This is a genomic window from Acidovorax sp. Leaf191, from assembly GCF_001424425.1.
Lineage (GTDB): Bacteria > Pseudomonadota > Gammaproteobacteria > Burkholderiales > Burkholderiaceae_C > Acidovorax.
Map to the genome: position 1 here is coordinate 241114 of NZ_LMPT01000001.1, position 18698 is coordinate 259811.

Below are 18698 nucleotides of genomic sequence, written 5' to 3' on the forward strand. Positions count from 1 at the left end.
GCGCCTGCCGCGAAATATTGATCCAATTGGCCTCTACCGCTTGCCAGGCAAGCGCTGGCAGCTATCAAATTCAGAGTATCCGTTGTCGTCCTCCCGCCTGTCCTCCGCCCCCTCCGCATCCCCCGCCCACACCGTCCTGCAGGACGTCTTCGGCTACGAGCAGTTCCGCGGCCCGCAGCAGGCCATCGTCGAGCATGTGATCGGCGGGGGCGACGCGCTGGTGCTGATGCCCACCGGGGGCGGCAAGAGCCTGTGCTACCAGGTGCCGGCCATCGTGCGCCAGCAGCAGGGGCGCGGGGTGACCATCGTGATCTCGCCACTGATCGCGCTGATGCACGACCAGGTGGGCGCGCTGCACGAGGCGGGCGTGGAGGCGGCGTTCCTCAACTCCACGCTGAGCTACGACGAAGCGCAGGACGTGGAGTTTCGCCTGCAGACGGGCGCCATCACGCTGCTGTATGCCGCGCCCGAACGGCTGAACACGCCGCGCTTCCTCGGTCTGCTGGACGACCTGTACCAGCAGGGCGTGCTGAGCCTGTTTGCCATCGACGAGGCGCACTGCGTGAGCCAGTGGGGCCACGACTTCCGCCCCGAGTACCGGGCGCTCACGGTGCTGCACGAGCGCTATGCGGGCGTGCCGCGCATCGCGCTCACGGCCACGGCCGACGACCTCACGCGCGCCGACATCATCGAGCGGCTGCAGCTGGAAGACGCGCGGCTGTTCATCAGCAGCTTCGACCGGCCCAACATCCGCTACCGCATCGAGGAAAAAAAGGACGTCACCACGCAGCTGCTGCGCTTCATCGAGCGCGAGCATGCGGGCGAGGCCGGCGTGGTGTACTGCCAGTCCAGAAAGCGCGTGGAAGAGCTGGCGACCACGCTGAGCGACGCGGGCGTCAATGCCCTGCCCTACCACGCGGGCCTCGATACCAAGGTGCGCCAGAAGAACCAGGACCGCTTCTTGCGCGAAGAGGGCATCGTGATGGTCGCCACCATCGCTTTCGGCATGGGCATCGACAAGCCCGACGTGCGCTTCGTGGCGCACGTGGACATGCCCAAGAACATCGAGGGCTACTACCAGGAGACCGGCCGCGCGGGCCGCGACGGCCTGAATGCCGACGCCTGGATGGCCTATGGCCTGAACGACGTGGTCAACCAGCGCCGCATGATCGACGAAAGCCCGGCGGGCGAGGAGTTCAAGCAGGCGCTGCGCGGCAAGCTCGACGCGCTGCTGGCGCTGGCCGAGGCCACCGACTGCCGCCGCGTGCGGCTGCTGGCCTACTTCGGCGAACAGTCCACGCCCTGCGGCAACTGCGACAACTGCATCAGCCCGCCCGCGGTGTGGGATGCCACCGATGCCGCGCGCAAGCTGCTGTCCACCATCTACCGCGTGAACCAGGCCAGCGGCATCAGCTTTGGCACGGGGCACATCATGGACATCCTGCGCGGCAAGAAGACCGAGAAGGTCGCGCAGTTCGGGCACGAGAAGATCTCCACCTTCGGCATCGGCGCGGACCTGACCGAGCCCCAGCTGCGCGGCGTACTGCGCCAGCTGATCGCTACCGGCGCGCTGGGCCTGCAGAAGGTCATGCTGGACAGCGGCCACAGCTTCGACACCCTGTGCCTCACCGAAGGCTCGCGCGCCGTGCTCAAGGGCGAGGTGCCGGTGCAGCTGCGCGAATCGGTGTCGTCCGCACCGGCCAAGCGCGCCCGCAAGGGCAGCGCCCCTCCGGCCGCCGCCGCCAACCTGGGCCCGGACGCCCAGGTGCGCTTCATCAACCTCAAGTCCTGGCGCGCCGAAGTCGCGCGAGAGCACAACCTGCCCGCGTACGTGATCTTTCACGACGCCACGCTGGCGGCAATTGCCGAGCGCAACCCGACCACGCTGGACGACCTGCAGGGCATCAGCGGCATGGGTGCGAAGAAGCTCGATGCCTACGGGGCCGAGGTGCTCAGGGTGTGCACGAACGCCTGATCGCCGGGGGTTGAAGCCCTGATGCCGCGTTGGGTTTCATCGCCCGGTGCCGGACATTCGGCAGTGTCTCCTGCCGTTGCAGGCAGAGACCGTCTTGCGGATCGGCTATAACCTTCCTCGCCTCGAAGGGAGGTTCAACCAATGAGAAAGACGCGGATGTTCAAGAAAATTCTGGGGGTCGTCGCACTGTTGGGTGCAGGTCTGGCGCAGGCGTTCTCCCCCCAAGCGGGTACCTGGATCGTGACGTCGGAGATGGACGGCAAGCCCGGCCGGGGCTTCGGCATCGACGTGCAGAACACCACGCTGGTGATGCAGATGTATGCGTACGAGAACAGCGGCCAGTCGACCTTCTACCTCGCCGTGGGCGACATGGTGGACAACAAGGTGACGGCACCGCTGAACAAGTACACCGGCGGCCGCTTCTTCGGCAGTGGTGCCCGCTCGGGCACGGCGGCAGGAAGCCCGGGCAATGTGACCGTGCGATTCACCACGGGCACGACTGGGTTCATCACCTTTCCGAACGAGCCCGAAGTGGCGATTGCACGCTTCAACTTCGGTTACGGCGCCGTGGCGGAGAGCCTGCGCGGCTTCTGGACGCTGAACTCCATCGGCAGCGAAGGCCTGCAGTCGGACCTGGTGGAATTCAACACCAACCTGGGCGCGACCAGCAACGGCAACGGCCTGATGGCCAACACCGCCCAGAGTTTCGGTTGCGAGCATCAGGTGCGTGGCGCCCTGAGCGGCAATGTGCTGTGCGTCAAGATCAATTCCAGCAACCAGGTCGTGCGCACCTATGTCTTCATCTACAGCGTGAACGAAGGCGAAGGCTACTCGGTGGCGTCTGCCAACAGCGCCCAGCAGACGCTGTACATCCGCCGCCTGACCACGCCCAAGGGTGTGGGCACCGGCCTGCTGTACAAGAATGCGGAAGTGGGCTCGGGCAATGCATCCGCCTTGCAGCAGCACATCGAACACATCTCCCAGTTCGGCGTGCCCCAGTAAACACGCAGCGTCTTTGGTGTGGCGGGTGCCTCTCAGGCAACCCGCACCCGGGGCCGAGCCCTGCGCGGTGGGGCACGGCCCCACACCACGCCGGCGCAGCCCGGTGCTGCACCGTTGCCGATGCATCGGCGCCTGGCATGCCCCCGGGCGCCTCTATCGCCACACCCACTGCCAGACACCGTGCTCAATTTCTTCAAGAATCTCTTTCACCGCCCCCTCAGCGCAGACAAGTTCGCCGACATCGCGCTGGAGGCACTGCGGCGCACCTGGCCAGAACACACCTTCACGCTGGACCGGGAAAGATTCCAGATCCGGCAGTCCGACGGGCTGTTGATCAATCTGCACAACATCTTCACGGACTACCGCCGTGCCGACCCGGCGATGCGACAGCAGCAGCTGGACCGCTTCGTCCGGGGCATGGTGTCTGCAGGCAGCTCGGAGGATGTCTACGAAGAGGTCAAGGACCGGCTGCTGCCCGTGCTGAGAAACCTGTCGGGTGTGGATCTGATGCGCATCGATGCAGGCGATGAAAAAGCACTGTCGGACATCATGTGCTTTCGCCCCTTGTCGAACGACCTGGGCATTGCCTTGGCCATCGACAGCGAGCTGAACATCAAGCAGATCGGCGACGATGCGTTGAAGCGCTGGAACAAGACATTCGACGAAGTGCTGCTGGTGGCCGTCGACAACCTTCGCCACCAGGCGGCTCCCGCGTTCCATGAGATCAGCCGCGGGCTGTTCGGGTCGCACTACGGCGACTACTACGACGCCGCACGCATCCTGGTGCACGAGCTGGTCTGGCAGTTGCCCGTCGGCGCGCAGCCGGTGGCGATGGTGCCCAACCGCAGTTGCCTGCTGGTCTGCGGCGCAGACAACGAAGCCGCCTTGATCGAGATGGTCGGCCAGGCCCGCCGCATCCTCTTCGAGGAATCGCGGCCCTTGTCCGCCGACATGTTCACCCTGACCGACAAGACCTGGGCCCCGTGGACGCCACCCGGCGAGGCGGGGCAGGCGCTGAAGCGTTTGCAGCGCGAGCTTCTGGCCAGCGGCTACGCCGAGCAGAAGCAGGCGATGGACATCGCGCAAGAGCAGGCGGGCACGGATGTGTTCGTTGCCACGCACACGCTGGTGGAAAGGTCTGCAGACGGGCAGCTCATCAGCTACGCCGTCCTGCCTCGGGACGTCCATACCTGGCTGCCCACTGCGGATCTGGTCCTGCTGAGTGAAGGGGAAGGTGCAGATCCGCTGATCGTCACCATGGCGGACTTTCTGGAGATTGCAGGCTCCGGTGCCCAGCGGTTGCCGTATGTGCTGCCGCGGTATGAGGTGGTGAAGTTCCCGGATGCGGGGTGCATGGAGAGGCTGCGGGCCAGGGCCACCAGCATGGACGCGGTCAACGCGTGATGGCGTACCCGCCCTGCGGCCACCGCGCCCCGGGCTGCGCCACAATGGCGCCATGCTGACCCTCCAAGACATCCGCGACGCCGCCACCCGCCTGCAGGGCCATGTGCTCGATACCCCTTGCGTGGAGTCCAAGACGCTCTCGCAGATCGTGGGGGCGCAGGTGTTCCTCAAGTTCGAGAACCTGCAGTTCACCGCGTCCTTCAAGGAGCGCGGCGCGTGCAACCGGCTCACGCTGCTGTCCGACGAAGAGCGCGCCCGCGGCGTGGTGGCCATGAGCGCCGGCAACCACGCGCAGGGCGTGGCCTACCATGCGCAGCGCCTGGGGCTGCGCGCGGTGATCGTGATGCCGCGCTTCACGCCCGGCGTGAAGGTGGAGCGCACCCGCGGCTTCGGCGCCGAGGTCGTGCTGCATGGCGATACGCTGGAAGAAGCCCGCGCCCATGCCTATGCGCTGGCCGATGCGCAGGGGCTGACCTTCGTGCACCCCTACGACGATGAAGGCGTGGCGGCCGGCCAGGGCACGCTGGGCCTGGAGATGCTGCAGGCCGTGCCCGACCTGGACACGCTGGTGATTGCGGTGGGCGGCGGCGGGCTGATCTCGGGCGTGGCGACGGCGGCCAAGGCCATCCAGCCCGGCATCGAGATCGTGGGCGTACAGACCACGCGCTTTCCGGCCATGGTGAATGCGGTCCAGGGCACCCGCCACCCGCAGGGCACCTCGACCATCGCCGAAGGCATCGCCGTGGGCACGCCCGGCAAGATCACGCAGGAGATCGTCAAGCGCCTGGTGGACGACCTGGTGCTGGTGGATGAGGGCGACATCGAGCAGGCCGTGCTGATGCTGCTGGAGATCGAGAAGACCCTGGTCGAAGGCGCGGGCGCTGCGGGCTTGGCCGCATTGTTGCGCTACCCCGAGCGCTTCAGGGGCAAGCGCGTGGGCCTGGTGCTGTGTGGCGGCAACATCGACCCGCTGCTGCTGGCCGCGATCATCGAGCGCGGCATGGTGCGGTCCGGCCGCCTGGCCCGCATCAAGGTCAGCGCGCGCGACGTGCCCGGCGTGCTGGCGCGCATCACGGCCACCGTGGCCGACGCGGGCGCCAACATCGAAGAGGTGCACCACCAGCGCGCCTTCACCATGCTGGCGGCGCAGAACGTGGAGATCGAACTGGTGCTGCAGACCCGGGGCAAGACGCACATCGACGACGTGCTGGGCCGCCTGCGCGAGGCGGGCATGGAGGCGGCGCTGATCTGAGAACCGGCCGGCGATGGGCAGGGTTTGCGCTGGCGTGATCGTCTGCGGCGCGGCGAACCGGTCCCGCCGTTTGGAGTGTGCGCCGCTCGCGGCTAGAATTGCGCAAGTTTTAAGCATCTGGAGCCGCCCCATGTCCGAACACAACACCGCACACGCACCCGCCGAATCCCACCCCCACGACCCCGTGGAGAACGTGGTCCACGTGGCCCCGGTCGTGCTGCCCGTGGTGGGCGGCGTGCTGATCTTCCTGCTGGCGTTCATCGCCGTGTACATGGCCTGAGCCACCGGAACATCGCCACAAGCCCCGCGCTGCGGGGCTTTTTTTTGCCCTCGCCAGGAGCCTTGCCATGCGACCCGGACACGCCCTCGTTCTTTTCTCCGGTGGACAGGACTCCACCACCTGCCTGGCCTGGACGCTCACCCAGTTCGCCCATGTGGAGACCATCGGCTTCGACTACGGCCAGCGCCACCATGTGGAGCTGCAGGCGCGCCAGACGGTGCTGGCGCAGATGCGCGAGCGTTTTCCGCAGTGGCGCGAGCGCCTCGGCGAGGATCACATGCTCGACCTGGCCGTGCTGGGCCACATCAGCGACACCGCGCTGACCAGCGATGCCGAGATCCAGATGACGGCCGCCGGGCTGCCCAACACCTTCGTGCCCGGCCGCAACCTGCTGTTCTTCAACCTGGCGGCTGCGGTGGGCTACCGCCGCGGCCTGCACACCCTGGTGGGCGGCATGTGCGAGACCGATTTTTCAGGCTACCCCGACTGCCGCGACGACACGCTCAAGGCCCTGCAGGTGGCCGTGTCGCTGGGCATGGGGCAGCGCTTCACGTTCGACACGCCGCTCATGTGGCTGGACAAGGCCGACACCTGGGAGCTGGCCCGCACCCTGGGTGGGGACGCGCTGGTGGACCTGATCATCACCGAGTCGCACACCTGCTACCACGGCGTGCGCGGCACGCTGCATGCCTGGGGGCATGGCTGCGGCACCTGCCCCGCCTGCGAATTGCGCAAGGCCGGGTACGAGCGCTGGAGTGGACAGAAGACCCCCTGAGTCGCCTGCGGCGCATCGGTGGCGCGCGTCAAAGGGCGGCCTCCGGTGCCTGTCCACGCCTGTGCAGGCAGGCTCGGAGCCGCGGGCCTGCGCCGCCGAAGGGGCGCATCCGCAGTGACCTGGCTGCCAGCTCCACGGGGACACTGGCGTCGCGCGCGCCGGTTTGTGGCCGCATAACCCCATGCATTTTTTGCATAATTTTGGGGCGAGTCTGACAGACAAGTCGGCAGCAGATTCATAAAATTGACATCCCAGCCGACCCGCGGACTCCGTGGAATAGCCGCCACACCGTGGGGCTGACCCCTGCGCCCGCCCGCCGACTGAGCACGAAAGCCGTTTTTTCAAAGGCAGCGCTCAGCATCGCACCTGCGCCAGGCCTTGCCGCGTACCACCGGGTTCGCTTCCTTTGAAAAAACTGTTTTTTAACTTAGGAAGCTCCCGATGAACGCACCCACCATGCAGGGCCTGAATCTCAACGCCCCCACCTACGTGAAGAACGCCCGGCTGCTCGCCTGGGTGGCCGACATGGCCGCCCTGTGCAAGCCCGAAAGCATTTACTGGTGCGATGGCACGAAGGAAGAGTACGACCGCCTGTGCCAGCAGCTGGTCGATGCCGGCACCTTCAAGAAGCTCAACCCCGCCAAGCGCCCTGGCAGCTTCCTGGCCTGGTCCGACCCGTCGGACGTGGCCCGCGTGGAAGACCGCACCTACATCTGCTCGGCCGCCAAGGAAGACGCCGGCCCCACCAACAACTGGATGGCCCCCGCCGAGATGCGCGCCACGCTGCAGCCCCTGTTCGACGGCTGCATGAAGGGCCGCACCATGTACGTGGTGCCTTTCAGCATGGGCCCGCTGGGCAGCCACATCGCCCACATCGGCGTGGAGCTGACCGACAGCGCCTACGTGGCCGTGAACCAGCGCCTGATGACCCGCATGGGCAAGGCCGTGTACGACGTGCTGGGTGTGGAAGGCGAGTTCGTGCCCTGCATGCACACCGTGGGCGCCCCCCTGGCCGACGGCGAGAAGGACACCACGAGCTGGCCCTGCAACCCCAAGGTCAAGTACATCGTGCACTACCCCGAAACGCGCGAGATCTGGTCGTACGGCTCGGGCTACGGCGGCAACGCGTTGCTGGGCAAGAAGTGCCTGGCCCTGCGCATCGCATCGACCATGGGCCGCGACCAGGGCTGGCTGGCCGAGCACATGCTCATCCTGGGCGTGACCAACCCCGCCGGCAAGAAGTACCACGTGGCTGCGGCCTTCCCCAGCGCCTGCGGCAAGACCAACTTCTCGATGCTGGTGCCGCCCGAGGCAGGCTTTGCCGGCTGGAAGGTCACCACCATCGGTGACGACATCGCCTGGATCAAGCCCAACGCCGACGGCAAGATGGTCGCCATCAATCCCGAAGCCGGCTACTTCGGCGTGGCCCCCGGCACCAACATGCACACCAACCCCAACTGCATGAAGAGCCTGGACAAGGACGTGATCTTCACCAACGTGGCCCTCACGGACGACGGCGACGTGTGGTGGGAAGGCATGGAAAAGGACACCGGCAAGCTCCCGGACCACCTGATCGACTGGCAAGGCAAGGACTGGACGCCCCAGATCGCCAAGGAAACCGGCGCCAAGGCCGCCCACCCCAACTCCCGCTTCACGGTGGCTGCCGCCAACAACCCCGCGCTCGATGCGCAGTGGGACGACGCCAACGGCGTGGCGATCGACGCGTTCATCTTCGGCGGCCGCCGCTCCACCACAGTGCCCCTGGTGACGGAAGCCCGCACCTGGACGGAAGGCGTGTACATGGCCGCGACCATGGGCTCGGAGACCACCGCCGCCGCCTTCGGCGCCCAGGGCGTGGTGCGCCGCGACCCGTTCGCCATGCTGCCGTTCTGCGGCTACAACATGAGCGACTACTTCCAGCACTGGCTCGACATGGAAGGCAAGATCGCCGCCACCGGCAAGCCGCTGCCCAAGGTCTTCTGCGTGAACTGGTTCCGCAAGGACGAGGCCGGCAAGTTCGTCTGGCCCGGTTACGGCGACAACATGCGCGTGCTCAAGTGGATGATCGACCGCATCGAAGGCACGGCCCAGGGCACGGAGACGATGTTCGGTGTGGCACCCCAGTACGCCGAGATCAACTGGACAGGCATCGACTTCAACGCCCAGCAGTTCGAAGCCGTGACGCACATCGACAAGGCCGCCTGGGCCGAGGAGTTCAAGCTGCACGACGCGCATTTCGAGCAACTGGCGTACCACCTGCCCAAGGCGCTGCTCGATACCAAGGCCGCACTGGAAAAGCGCCTCGCGGCTTGACCCGGTAGCCTGCCCGGCCCCGCAGCCGGGTCAGCCCCGCCCCTGAAAACCGCCCCGTCTGGTGACCGGGCGGTTTTTTTGACGCCTGCCTTTGCCGCATGTACCTCGGGCGCGTGCCGCGCCAAGCCTCGGGGCACAAAAAAAGCCGTGGCGCGAACGCCACGGCTTTCAAAGTAGTTCGGCGGATCGTGCGGCCTGGCCGCACGGTCCATCTCAGTAGTACTTGCGGATGTCGCTCACCGTGGCGATGCCCATGGCGTGGTTCAGTTCAGCCATGATGCGGGGATCCTTCATGGCGACTTGCCAGGTGCGCTCGTCTTCGGCAGCGCGGCGGCGGTTTTCGGTGAAGGCCTTGCCAGCCACGCGCAGGACAGCGCTGGCGCGGCGGGCTGGCGACGTCAGCAGGGCCAGGGCGGCGAAGGCGACGAGCCACAGCACCATCCAGGCAGCCAGCAGGTGGCCTTCAGTCCAGGTGTCGACCACCTGGTGGGCCACCACCAGCAGTGCGGACACCACGGCAGCCAGCAGGAGGGTGGCAGCGCCACGGGCGCCGTCAAATTGGGTGGCAGCGCGCTTCAGGGCAGCGGCGGCATTTTCGGCGCGTACAACGCCAAGGTGTTCGGTGGGGTAGTCAACGTGTGCGAAGGTGGTCATTTCGGTTTCCCTTTTCTAACGCTTGTGGCGTGATTGCCGGGCGATGGGGTGATATTAGGGTTTACCCTTTCAGCATTCAAGTTTATATTTTGAATCATGGATATTCACATTGGTGATAATTGCTGGCAGGCAAAGCCATGACACCTTTGAACTTCCGCTCGCTGGACCTCAACTTGTTGCGTGTTTTCGACGAGGTGATGGCCGAGCGCAGCCTGACGCGCGCCGCCCACAAGCTGTCCATCACCCAGCCCGCCGTGAGCAACGCGATGCGCCGCCTACGGGACGTGGTGGGCGACGAGCTGGTGGTGCGCAGCGGCCAGGGGGTGGAGCCCACCGCGCGTGCGCTGGCGCTGTGGCCCCCGGTGCGCGAGGCGCTGGCGCAGCTGCAGGAGTCCTTTTCGCCCGGGCGGTTCGACCCTGCCACGGCCGAATCCACCTTCGTGCTGGCCATGGCCGACGCCACCGCGGCCACGCTGGTGCCGGCGCTGGTCGAGATCATCGAGCGCGAGGCGCCCGGCATCGCCATCCGCGTGCTGCCCCTGACCACGCGTGACCCGCGGCGCCTGCTCGATGACGAGGCGGCCGACATGGCCGTGGGCTACTTCCCCGCCGTGCTGGCGGACCTGACGGCACGCGCCCAGTCGGGCGATGCGGTGGCTTTCGAGAGCCGGCGTCTGTACGACGGCGAATACGTGTGCGTGATGCGCCAGGGCCACCCGCTGGCCACCGCGCCCCTGACGCTGGACGCCTACTGCGAGGCCCGCCACATGCTGGTGAGCTTCTCGGGCCGGCCGTTCGGCTTCATTGACGAGGCCCTGGCGTCGCTGGGGCGCGAGCGCAAGGTGGTAATCACCGTCAACCAGTTCTTCACGGCCGGACGGGTGGTGTCGGGCTCGGACCTGCTCACCGTGCTGCCGCGCCACTTCGTTCCGGTGACGGGCATTGCCGATGCGCTGGTGCAGCGCACCCTGCCGCTGGACGTGCCGCCCGTGCACGTGGATGCGCTGTGGCGCCGCCGCAGCGCCCAGCAGACTGCCATGACGTGGCTGCTGCAGGCCCTGGCCCGGTCGGCCCGGCGGACCTTCCCCGAAGCCTGAGCCCCAGCGCGAGGACGTAGACTGCCCGGTCCATGAAGATTCAACTGCTGTCCGACCTGCACCTGGAGGTCCACCCCCATTTCAAGCCCGAACCTGCGCCCGGTGCCGACGTGCTGGTGCTGGCCGGGGACGTGGGCTCCTACCAGACCGGCTCCCTGCTGGCCGACGACGACTTCGGCTTGGCGCGCTTTTCACCCTTGCCCCAGTACGCGGGCTGGCCCACGCCGGTGCTCTTCGTACCCGGCAACCACGAGTACGACGCGCAGGATTTCGACGAAGCCCACGCCCGCCTGCGCCGCACCTGCGAGCGGCTGGGCATTGTGTGGCTGGAGCGTGAAACGCTGACACTGCAGGGCGTGCGCTTTGTCGGCGCCACGCTCTGGAGCGACTTCGACGCCCTGGCCGACCATGAAGGCACGACCGACATCACCCGCCGCCTGAAGCACCGCGACAAGGCCTTCCGCGCCGCAAACTTCTACCTGCGCAAGACGGGCGGCACGCGCCAGGGCGAGCCCTTTTTGGCAGAGTCCATGCGCGAGGAAGCCCTGGCCAGCCAGGCCTGGCTCACGGCGGCACTGGCCACGCCCTTCGACGGCCCCACGGTGGTGGTCACGCACTTCGCGCCCAGCCTGAAAAGCGCCGACCCGCGCTACGGCCTGGTGCCAGGCACCGCAGGCTTTTGCAATGCGCTCGATGCCCTGTTGCCCCAGGCCCAGCTCTGGCTGCACGGGCACCTGCACGCCCCCAGCGACTACCTGGTGCGGGGCGTGCGCGACAACGGGCGGCCCTGGCAGTGCCGCGTGGTGGCCAACCCGCTGGGCTATGCCCGCAAGGGCGAGCAGGCTGCGTTCGAGCCGCATTTTTGCGTCACCGTATGATGGGCTTGACGGTGCCACGAGGCACCGCCAGCGCAGGAGAAAAAGCATGACCCAAGTCAAGACAACAGAAGTCCCCGCGCAGTAGTCTGACCCCATCCCTTTTTCTGGAGCACCTCATGAACATCCTGCTTGCTGTCGACGGCAGCGCGTACACCAAGAAAATGCTGGCCTACCTCGCCACCCACGAGGAACTGCTCAGCGGCAACCACCAGTACACCGTGCTCACCGTGCAGGCCCCGCTGCCCGCCCGCGCACGCTCCGCGCTGGGCAAGGACGTGGTGGACAACTACCACGCCGAAGAAGCCGAGAAAGTCCTCGCCCCCGTGTGCAAGTTCCTCGGCCGCCACGGTATCGATGCCAAGCGCAGCGTCAAGGTGGGCGCGGTCGGCGAGTCCATCGCCAAGGTCGCGGACTCGGGCAAGTTCGACCTGCTGGTGATGGGCTCCCACGGCCACGGCGCGCTGGCCACGCTGGTGATGGGCTCGGTGACCACCCAGGTGCTGGCGCACAGCAAGGTGCCGGTGCTCCTGGTGCGCTGAGCTTCCGCGCCCAACGCAGCCCCGCCCTGGCGGGGCTTTTTTGTGTCCAAATTTTACCAATCGGTCATTGAATAACCAATTGGTTTACTTTGAGACCAATTGGTTATACAGTCGCGCCACGCCCATCTTGGCGTGTCATTTCCATCGAAACCGAGAGGAACGACCCATGAAGAAGACCTTGATCGCAATCGCCCTGACTGCTGGCGCCACCTTCAGCGCCATGGCGCAGGACATCGTTGATACCGCCGTGAAGGCCGGCAACTTCAAGACGCTGGTCGCAGCCGTGCAGGCAGCCGGGCTGGTGGACACCCTGAAGGGCCCGGGCCCGTTCACGGTGTTCGCGCCCACCGACGAAGCATTCGCCAAGATTCCCAAGGCTACCCTGGACAGCCTGCTGGCCGACAAGGCCGCATTGACCAAGGTGCTGACCTACCACGTCGTGCCCGGCAAGGTCATGGCCAAGGATGTGAAGGCCGGCAAGGTCAAGACCGTGCAGGGCCAGGAACTCACCGTGTCCACCAGCATGGGCGTGATGGTCGACCAGTCCAAGGTCATCGCGACCGACGTGCCGGCCAGCAACGGCGTAATCCACGCCATCGACACCGTGCTCATGCCCAAGTGACCACCCCGAGGGCTGGCCTGCCATCGGGGCCAGCCACGCAGCAAAAAGCCCGGCAAGCCGGGCTTTTTTTCGTCGATGCGGGGCGTCTCAGCGTGCCGCCAGCCCTTCGAAGCAGGTGCGCACCACCAGGTCGATGATCTCGGCGTCCGAATACTGGCCGCCTTCCTTGAGGAAGCTCACCACCGGGTCGCAGGCGCGGGCGTACAGCGTGTAGAGCACCACCAGCGGCGGCAGCGTGGGGTTGATCAGGCCCTGCGACTGGGCCACGGTGATCCACTCGCCGATCTGATCGCTCACGGTGACCAGGCCGTCGAGGTAGTCCTTGTTGGCCATCAGCACCGCGCGCAGCGTGGAGTTGCGGCTGGGCAGCAGCGGCATTTCGTTGGTCAGCAGGCGCTCCAGCGACCAGCGCACCAGCGCCTGCAGCTTCTCCACCGGCGGCATCTCCTGCGGGAGGCTGGCCAGGTAGGCCTTCACCCGCCCCAGGATCTGCACCATGGCGGCGCTGCACAGCTCTTCCTTGCTGCAGAAATGCTTGTACAGGCTGGCCTTGGCGATGCCCACGGCGTTGGCCACGTCGTCCATGGTCATGGCGTCGAAGGCTTTTTCGCCGAGCAGCTGGCAGGTGGAGCGCAGGATGGCTTCCTCGCGGGCCTGGTGCATCTGCTCCTTGAACGACGGTTTGGTGGGCTGCGTTTGCATGCCGTCCATTTTATACATTCCGGTAGAAAAATAAATGACCAAGTTGCAATGCAACTACGTCGTTCACGACATAACCGGCATCGCAAGGCCGGCAACCGGGCACCGCAGCCTCCCCTCCGCCGTCATGGCACCAGCGAATGCGCTGCCGCGGTGGTGAGCGCGGCGGTCAAGGCATCTAGCAATTCCGATTCCAGGTTCCAGCAGTGCCAGTACAGCTGGATGGGCAACGAGCGGCCCGGCGCCACGTTGACCAGGCTGCCGTCCGCGATGGCGGGGCGGGCGAGCAGTTCGGGGATCACCCCCACCGCCCAGCCCGCGGCGACGGCCCGCAACTGCGCCTCCGAGCCCGGCACGAACAGGTGGTTCAGGGCCACACGCTTCAAGCCAAAGGCCCGGGCGACGAACTCGGCGGCCATGTCGTCCTTGCGGTTGAAGGACAGGAACGAGACCTCGCGGAAGTTGTGGGGTGTGAGCCCCTGGGGCAGGTGCTGCTCGGCATAGCGGGTGGCCGCCACCGCCACATAGGGCATGGCGCCCAGCGGCACCATCTTGCAGCCGCGCAGCGCCTGCTTGAGCGTGGTCACGCAGCCCAGCACCTGGCCCGAGCGCAGCCACTCCTGCGTGAAGTCTTGGTCGTCCACGATGATTTCGAGCGGCAGGCGCTGGCACACCAGGTCGTGCAGCGCCCCCATGGCCCAGGTGGCGATGCTGTCGGCGTTGATGGCGATGGAGATGCGCTCGTCCTCGCGCGTGCCGCCCGGCGCGCTCGGTGCCAGCTCGTGCAGGTCGCGCTCCAGGTCGGCGCGCAACAGGCGCAGCTGCTTGGTGTGCTTGAGCAGCAACTGCCCCGCCGACGTCGGCCGCAGCGGCCGGCTGCGCACGATGAGCACCGAGCCCACCTGCGCCTCCAGCGCGCGCAGGCGCTGCGAGACGGCGGACTGGGTCACGTTCAGGCGCTGCGCCGCGCGCTCGAAGCCGCCCTCTTCGACGATGGCGGCAAGGCATTCCAGGGCGGCGGGGTCGTAGGTGCTCATGATGTGACAGCGTATGAACCGGGTGCAGCGCGGCCCGCTTCATTAGGCCTGCTGATGTTTTTGGAGTAAGTTTAATTTTGCTTTTAGTGGAACGCAATGTGGATCACACTGCGCCCCATGAAAACCATCATCCTGGGCGCCGGCATCATCGGCATCAGCACCGCCTGGCACCTGCTCGAACGGGGCCATGAGGTCGTCGTGGTCGACCGCCAGCCCGATGCGGCGCTGGAGACCAGTTTTGCCAATGCCGCGCAGATCTCGGTGAGCTACTGCGAGCCCTGGGCCAACCGCGATGCGCCGCTCAAGGCGCTCAAGTGGATGTTCGACAACGAAGCACCACTGCTGTTTCGCCCGCACCTGGACTGGCAGCAGTGGCGCTGGGGCCTTCAGTTCCTCGCGCAGTGCAACGATGCGGCGTTCGAGCGCAATGTGCAGCAGATCGTGGCGCTGGGCGCGTACAGCCATGCGGCGCTCAAGGACCTGGTCAGCACCACGGGCATCGAATACAACCGCCTGGAGCGCGGCATTGCCCACTTCTACACCGACCAGAAGTCGTTCGATGCCGCCGGCCACGCGGTGGAGCTCATGCGCCGGCACGGCGTGCAGCGCCGCCTGGTGAGCCGCGACGAGCTGCTGCAGATCGAGCCCGCCTTCAAGGCCTACGGCGACAAGATCACCGGCGGCACCTACACCAGCACCGACGAAAGCGGCGATGCCCGCGTGTTCACGCAGGAGCTGGCCCGCCGCTGCTTGGAGCGTGGCGCGCAGTTCCTGTACGGCCACGACGTGCTGCGCCTCAACAAGATCGGCGATGCTATCGATTCAGTAGCTGTCATGGCACGCCAGACAAGCGGTGGCGGCAAAAAAGACTTCATAGTGAAGGGCGATGCCGTCGTGGTGGCCTGCGGCTCCTACAGCGCGCCGCTGCTGCGCACCGTGGGCGTGGACCTGCCCATCTACCCCGGCAAGGGCTACAGCGCCACGTTCCCGCTGCTCAAGCCCGAGGGCGCGCCCATGGTGTCGACCATCGACGACGGCAAGAAGATCGCCATGAGCCGGCTGGGCAACCACCTGCGCGTGGCGGGCACCATCGAGCTCAATGGCTACGACCTGTCGCTGGACAGCACCCTCGCACGCGCCCGCTGCCACATGCTGTCGCGCCGCATCGAGACCATCCTGCCCGGCGTGTGCGACACCCGCACGCCCGAAGAAGGCGGCAACCCGCAGTACTGGACGGGCCTGCGCCCCGCCACGCCCACCAACATTCCCTTCATCGGCCAGACCCGCGTGGGCAAGCTCTGGGTCAACGCCGGCCACGGCACGCTGGGCTGGACGCACGGTGCAGGCTCCGGCAAGGCGCTGGCCGAACTCATCTGCGGCGAACGGCCCGCGATGAACTTCGGCTTTCTGGGGACCGAGGCAGCACGCGCGCCCCGCGCCGTGGTTGCGGCCTGAGCCTGCAGAGAAAGGCGGGTTTCGCTACGATGCCCGCCATGTCTTCAGCACCGCACTACCTCTTTCTCACCACCTCCACCCGCGAGCCAGGCCACACCGGCAATACCGAGTGGCTGGCCCGCCAGGCTGCCGCCGCGCTGCCTGCCGGTACCGCGCAGACCTGGCACCACCTGGCGCGCATGGACCTGCCGCCTTTCGTGGACCAGCGCCACACCTCGGGCACCTATGCGCCGCCCGAAGGCGACATGAAGACCCTGCTGGACGCCACGCTCGCGGCCACGCACATCGTCTTCGCGGCCCCTGTGTACTGGTACAGCATCCCGTCGCCGCTCAAGACCTACCTGGACCACTGGAGCGCCTGGATGCGCGTGCCGGGCCTGGCGTTCAAGGAGCCCATGGGCGCCAAGACGCTGGCCCTCATCACCACCAGCGGCGACCGGGCCAAGGCCCAGCCCATGATCGACTCCGTGGAGCTGTGCGCCAAGTTCCTGTCGATGACCTGGGGCGGCGCGCTCTGGGGCAAGGGCGGGCCGCCCAATGCCGTGCAGGCAGATGCACAGGCCGTGGCCGCTGCGGCGACGTTCCTGGCCGCGGCCTGAGGCGCCGGCCACGCTGGCACAACCCCTGACGCACGCCGACATGGTGACCGGGTGACCACCCTCACGCTGCTGCTGTTACCGCCACCGCCGGGGCTGGCGCTGCAGTCCGCGGCACAGCGGGTGTTCGACACGCTGGGCGCACACGCACCGCGCTTCATCGAGCGCCATGGCGCCAACCAGAGCTACGACTTCTACTGGCAGGCGCATGGCGGTGCGGCCCTGGGGCAGGCCATCTGCAGGGTGCGCGGTGACCTGTGGGAGCCAGAGAAGCCGCAAAACAGCATCTACATCGAACTGGAGCAGCACGCCGGCGCGGCGAACGCACTGGCCGATCTGCAGCAGAAGCTCCTGGCCCGTGGATGGACCTTGCCGCCCACGCAACCCACCCCACTCACCTAGACTGCAGGCTCAGGCGGAGCCCGCCACCCTGCGCACCCACGCGCCCCCGCGCTGCGCCAAAATGCCCAGCCACTCGTGCAGCGCCAGGCTGCTGTCCGCCAGCGCCGAGGCACGCGGCAACAGCCGCTGCAGGCGGTGGGACGATGTGTAGGTGAGCCCCATGGGCGCAGGCAGCACGTCGAGCCCCTGGCGCCGGAACAGATCGGCCGCGCGCACCATGTGCCAGCCGTGGGTCACCAGCGCGATGCGCTCGATGCCCGCGGCCTTGAGCACGGGCGCGGAATTCGCCGCATTGCCCTGCGTGTCAAGCGAATGCACTTCGGTCCAGCGCACGCGGCCGCGCAGCTCATGCTCGGCCACGTCCTTCATGACCAGCGCTTCGGCCCGGGCGCCGCCGAACGAGCCGCCGGTGGCCAGCAGCGGCAGCCCGGTCTGCCGCTGCAGCGCCACCGCGTAGCGCAGCCGCTCGCGCGCGCCGCGGCTGAGCACATCGGTGCCGTTGTCGGGTGCGGTGGCGTCGGCACCGCCGCCCAGCACCACGATGGCCTGGGCACGGGCCAGGTCGGCCTGCGCGATGGACGGATACTGCTCCAGGCTGCGCACCAGCGCCACAGACACCGGCGGCCAGGACAGCGCCAGCACGGACAGCAGCGACAGCACCGCGATCAGCAGGCCGGTGCGGCGGTGGCGCCGCGCAATCCACAGGCCCACGAAGGCCAGCAGGATGCTGAGCACCGGGGGCATCAGCACGGCAGACAGGATTTTCTTGAGAAGGAACCACATAGAGGCAAAGAGAGGGGCGGCGATCATGCCGGTGCGGCGCGGCCACGGCCGCCGAGGCCCGCGCCGTCCGATGGCGCGCAGCCGCCAGCATGGCCAGGCCGCCAGCGCGGCGCATTCACCCGGCGGGCTTCAATGCAGCACCCGCGGGCGCACCAGGAACTCCATCAGCGCGCCGCCGAAGCCCTCCGGGTCTTCCAGCTGCGGCCAGTGGCCCACGTGCGGCAGGTTCAGGTGCTCGGCATCGGGCATCACCTGGGCCAGGGCCTGCAGCGCTTCAGGCGGCGTGCAGCGGTCCTGGCCGCCGCCCACCAGCAGGGTGGGCAGGCTCAGGGACCGCAGCGCCGCAGCGCCGCGGTCGAAGGTGCCCATTGCCTGCAGGGCACGCCGGTAGGCGCCGGGGTAGACCTGCGACAGCGCATGCGTGGCCAGCCGCGCGCCCTCGGGCAGCGCACCCGTGCCGATGAACCGCGGCACCAGGGTGTTCGCCAGTTGCTCCATGCTGCCGCCCTGCTCCAGCGCCTGCAGCGCCGCCAGCCGGGGCGCCACCCAGTCCTGCGTGGCCTGCGCATCCAGGGCCGGGCCACCGGCGCACAGCACCAGGCGCCGCACCGCCGCCGGCTTGCGCACCGCCACTTCCAGCGCCACCATGGCCCCCATGCCATGGCCCACCAGGGACACGGAGCCACATTGCAGGGCCTCGATCAGCAGGAGACAGCTCTCGGCCAGGCCCTTGAAGCTGTAGGGCTCGATCGGCGCGCTGCGGCCGTAGCCCGGCATGTTCCACGCCACGGCGCGGTACCCGGCGGTCGCGAGCGCCTCCACCTGCGGGGCGAACGTGAGGTGGTCGCCATCGGCGTCGTGCAGCATGAGCACGGTAGCGCCGGAGCCCAGGGTGGTGAAGGTGGGAAGAAGAGCCATGCGGTCGGGGTTGGATG

At 67.4% G+C, this 18698-nt stretch carries 19 protein-coding genes; 14 read left to right on the top strand and 5 right to left on the bottom strand.

Annotated elements, in window-relative coordinates; genetic code table 11:
* The first annotated feature begins 82 nt into the window (after nucleotides 1-82).
* From recQ to ASG27_RS01050, 7 genes are all read left to right on the top strand, one after another.
* Nucleotides 83-1975: a DNA helicase RecQ gene (gene recQ / locus ASG27_RS01025; RefSeq protein ID WP_235503855.1), complete on the top strand. Its 1893-nt coding sequence runs from the start codon at nucleotides 83-85 to the stop codon at nucleotides 1973-1975.
* 141 nt (nucleotides 1976-2116) lie between these two features.
* The gene (locus ASG27_RS01030; protein WP_235508462.1) at nucleotides 2117-2977 is read left to right on the top strand and encodes a hypothetical protein; all 861 of its coding nucleotides are present in this window, start codon (nucleotides 2117-2119) and stop codon (nucleotides 2975-2977) included.
* 180 nt (nucleotides 2978-3157) lie between these two features.
* Nucleotides 3158-4381, top strand: coding sequence for a hypothetical protein (locus ASG27_RS01035; RefSeq protein ID WP_056410395.1), 1224 nt, complete (start codon nucleotides 3158-3160; stop codon nucleotides 4379-4381).
* 52 nt (nucleotides 4382-4433) lie between these two features.
* Nucleotides 4434-5633, top strand: coding sequence for a threonine ammonia-lyase (locus ASG27_RS01040; protein ID WP_056410400.1), 1200 nt, complete (start codon nucleotides 4434-4436; stop codon nucleotides 5631-5633).
* A 130-nt stretch (nucleotides 5634-5763) separates the two neighbouring features.
* A complete protein-coding gene (locus ASG27_RS27210; protein ID WP_200912360.1) occupies nucleotides 5764-5913 on the top strand; it encodes a hypothetical protein in 150 nt (49 codons plus the stop codon).
* Between the two features lie 67 nt (nucleotides 5914-5980).
* On the top strand, nucleotides 5981-6688 hold the full coding sequence (queC, locus tag ASG27_RS01045) for a 7-cyano-7-deazaguanine synthase QueC (protein ID WP_056410405.1): 708 nt from the start codon (nucleotides 5981-5983) through the stop codon (nucleotides 6686-6688).
* Between the two features lie 441 nt (nucleotides 6689-7129).
* Nucleotides 7130-9001, top strand: coding sequence for a phosphoenolpyruvate carboxykinase (GTP) (locus ASG27_RS01050; protein ID WP_056410406.1), 1872 nt, complete (start codon nucleotides 7130-7132; stop codon nucleotides 8999-9001).
* Between the two features lie 213 nt (nucleotides 9002-9214).
* Here ASG27_RS01050 and ASG27_RS01055 read toward each other — a convergent pair whose 3' ends face one another.
* Nucleotides 9215-9655: a hypothetical protein gene (locus tag ASG27_RS01055; protein WP_056163122.1), complete on the bottom strand. Its 441-nt coding sequence runs from the start codon at nucleotides 9653-9655 to the stop codon at nucleotides 9215-9217.
* Nucleotides 9656-9792: 137 nt separating this feature from the next.
* Between ASG27_RS01055 and ASG27_RS01060 the strand changes: the two genes are divergently transcribed.
* From ASG27_RS01060 to ASG27_RS01075, 4 genes are all read left to right on the top strand, one after another.
* The gene (locus ASG27_RS01060) at nucleotides 9793-10752 is read left to right on the top strand and encodes a LysR family transcriptional regulator (RefSeq protein ID WP_056411561.1); all 960 of its coding nucleotides are present in this window, start codon (nucleotides 9793-9795) and stop codon (nucleotides 10750-10752) included.
* A gap of 32 nt (nucleotides 10753-10784) precedes the next feature.
* On the top strand, nucleotides 10785-11630 hold the full coding sequence (locus ASG27_RS01065; protein WP_056410407.1) for a metallophosphoesterase: 846 nt from the start codon (nucleotides 10785-10787) through the stop codon (nucleotides 11628-11630).
* 116 nt (nucleotides 11631-11746) lie between these two features.
* Nucleotides 11747-12169, top strand: a complete 423-nt coding sequence (locus tag ASG27_RS01070; protein ID WP_056410408.1) for a universal stress protein — start codon at nucleotides 11747-11749, stop codon at nucleotides 12167-12169.
* A gap of 166 nt (nucleotides 12170-12335) precedes the next feature.
* Nucleotides 12336-12791, top strand: coding sequence for a fasciclin domain-containing protein (locus tag ASG27_RS01075; protein WP_056410411.1), 456 nt, complete (start codon nucleotides 12336-12338; stop codon nucleotides 12789-12791).
* Nucleotides 12792-12878: 87 nt separating this feature from the next.
* Here ASG27_RS01075 and ASG27_RS01080 read toward each other — a convergent pair whose 3' ends face one another.
* Together ASG27_RS01080 and ASG27_RS01085 are read right to left on the bottom strand one after the other, a co-directional pair.
* Nucleotides 12879-13502: a TetR/AcrR family transcriptional regulator gene (locus ASG27_RS01080; RefSeq protein WP_156370394.1), complete on the bottom strand. Its 624-nt coding sequence runs from the start codon at nucleotides 13500-13502 to the stop codon at nucleotides 12879-12881.
* A gap of 113 nt (nucleotides 13503-13615) precedes the next feature.
* Nucleotides 13616-14527 carry a LysR family transcriptional regulator ArgP gene (locus tag ASG27_RS01085; protein WP_056410413.1) on the bottom strand — a complete coding sequence of 304 codons (912 nt, stop codon included), beginning with the start codon at nucleotides 14525-14527 and terminating at the stop codon, nucleotides 13616-13618.
* Nucleotides 14528-14644: 117 nt separating this feature from the next.
* On the opposite strand from ASG27_RS01085, the gene ASG27_RS01090 reads away from it, so the two are divergent.
* The 3 genes from ASG27_RS01090 to ASG27_RS01100 are packed head-to-tail and all read left to right on the top strand — an operon-like array spanning nucleotide 14645 to nucleotide 16980.
* On the top strand, nucleotides 14645-15982 hold the full coding sequence (locus ASG27_RS01090; protein WP_056411565.1) for a D-amino acid dehydrogenase: 1338 nt from the start codon (nucleotides 14645-14647) through the stop codon (nucleotides 15980-15982).
* A 38-nt stretch (nucleotides 15983-16020) separates the two neighbouring features.
* Nucleotides 16021-16581: an NAD(P)H-dependent oxidoreductase gene (locus ASG27_RS01095; RefSeq protein ID WP_056411566.1), complete on the top strand. Its 561-nt coding sequence runs from the start codon at nucleotides 16021-16023 to the stop codon at nucleotides 16579-16581.
* Nucleotides 16582-16632: 51 nt separating this feature from the next.
* Nucleotides 16633-16980, top strand: a complete 348-nt coding sequence (locus ASG27_RS01100) for a hypothetical protein (protein WP_056410416.1) — start codon at nucleotides 16633-16635, stop codon at nucleotides 16978-16980.
* 9 nt (nucleotides 16981-16989) lie between these two features.
* On the opposite strand, the gene ASG27_RS01105 is transcribed toward ASG27_RS01100, so the two are convergent.
* Both ASG27_RS01105 and ASG27_RS01110 read right to left on the bottom strand, forming a co-directional pair.
* Entirely contained in the window at nucleotides 16990-17763 is a 774-nt protein-coding gene (locus ASG27_RS01105; RefSeq protein ID WP_056410418.1) for a YdcF family protein, read from the bottom strand.
* Between the two features lie 129 nt (nucleotides 17764-17892).
* Complete coding sequence (locus ASG27_RS01110) at nucleotides 17893-18681, bottom strand: alpha/beta fold hydrolase (protein WP_056410420.1); 789 nt, start codon at nucleotides 18679-18681, stop codon at nucleotides 17893-17895.
* Nucleotides 18682-18698 lie beyond the last annotated feature (17 nt).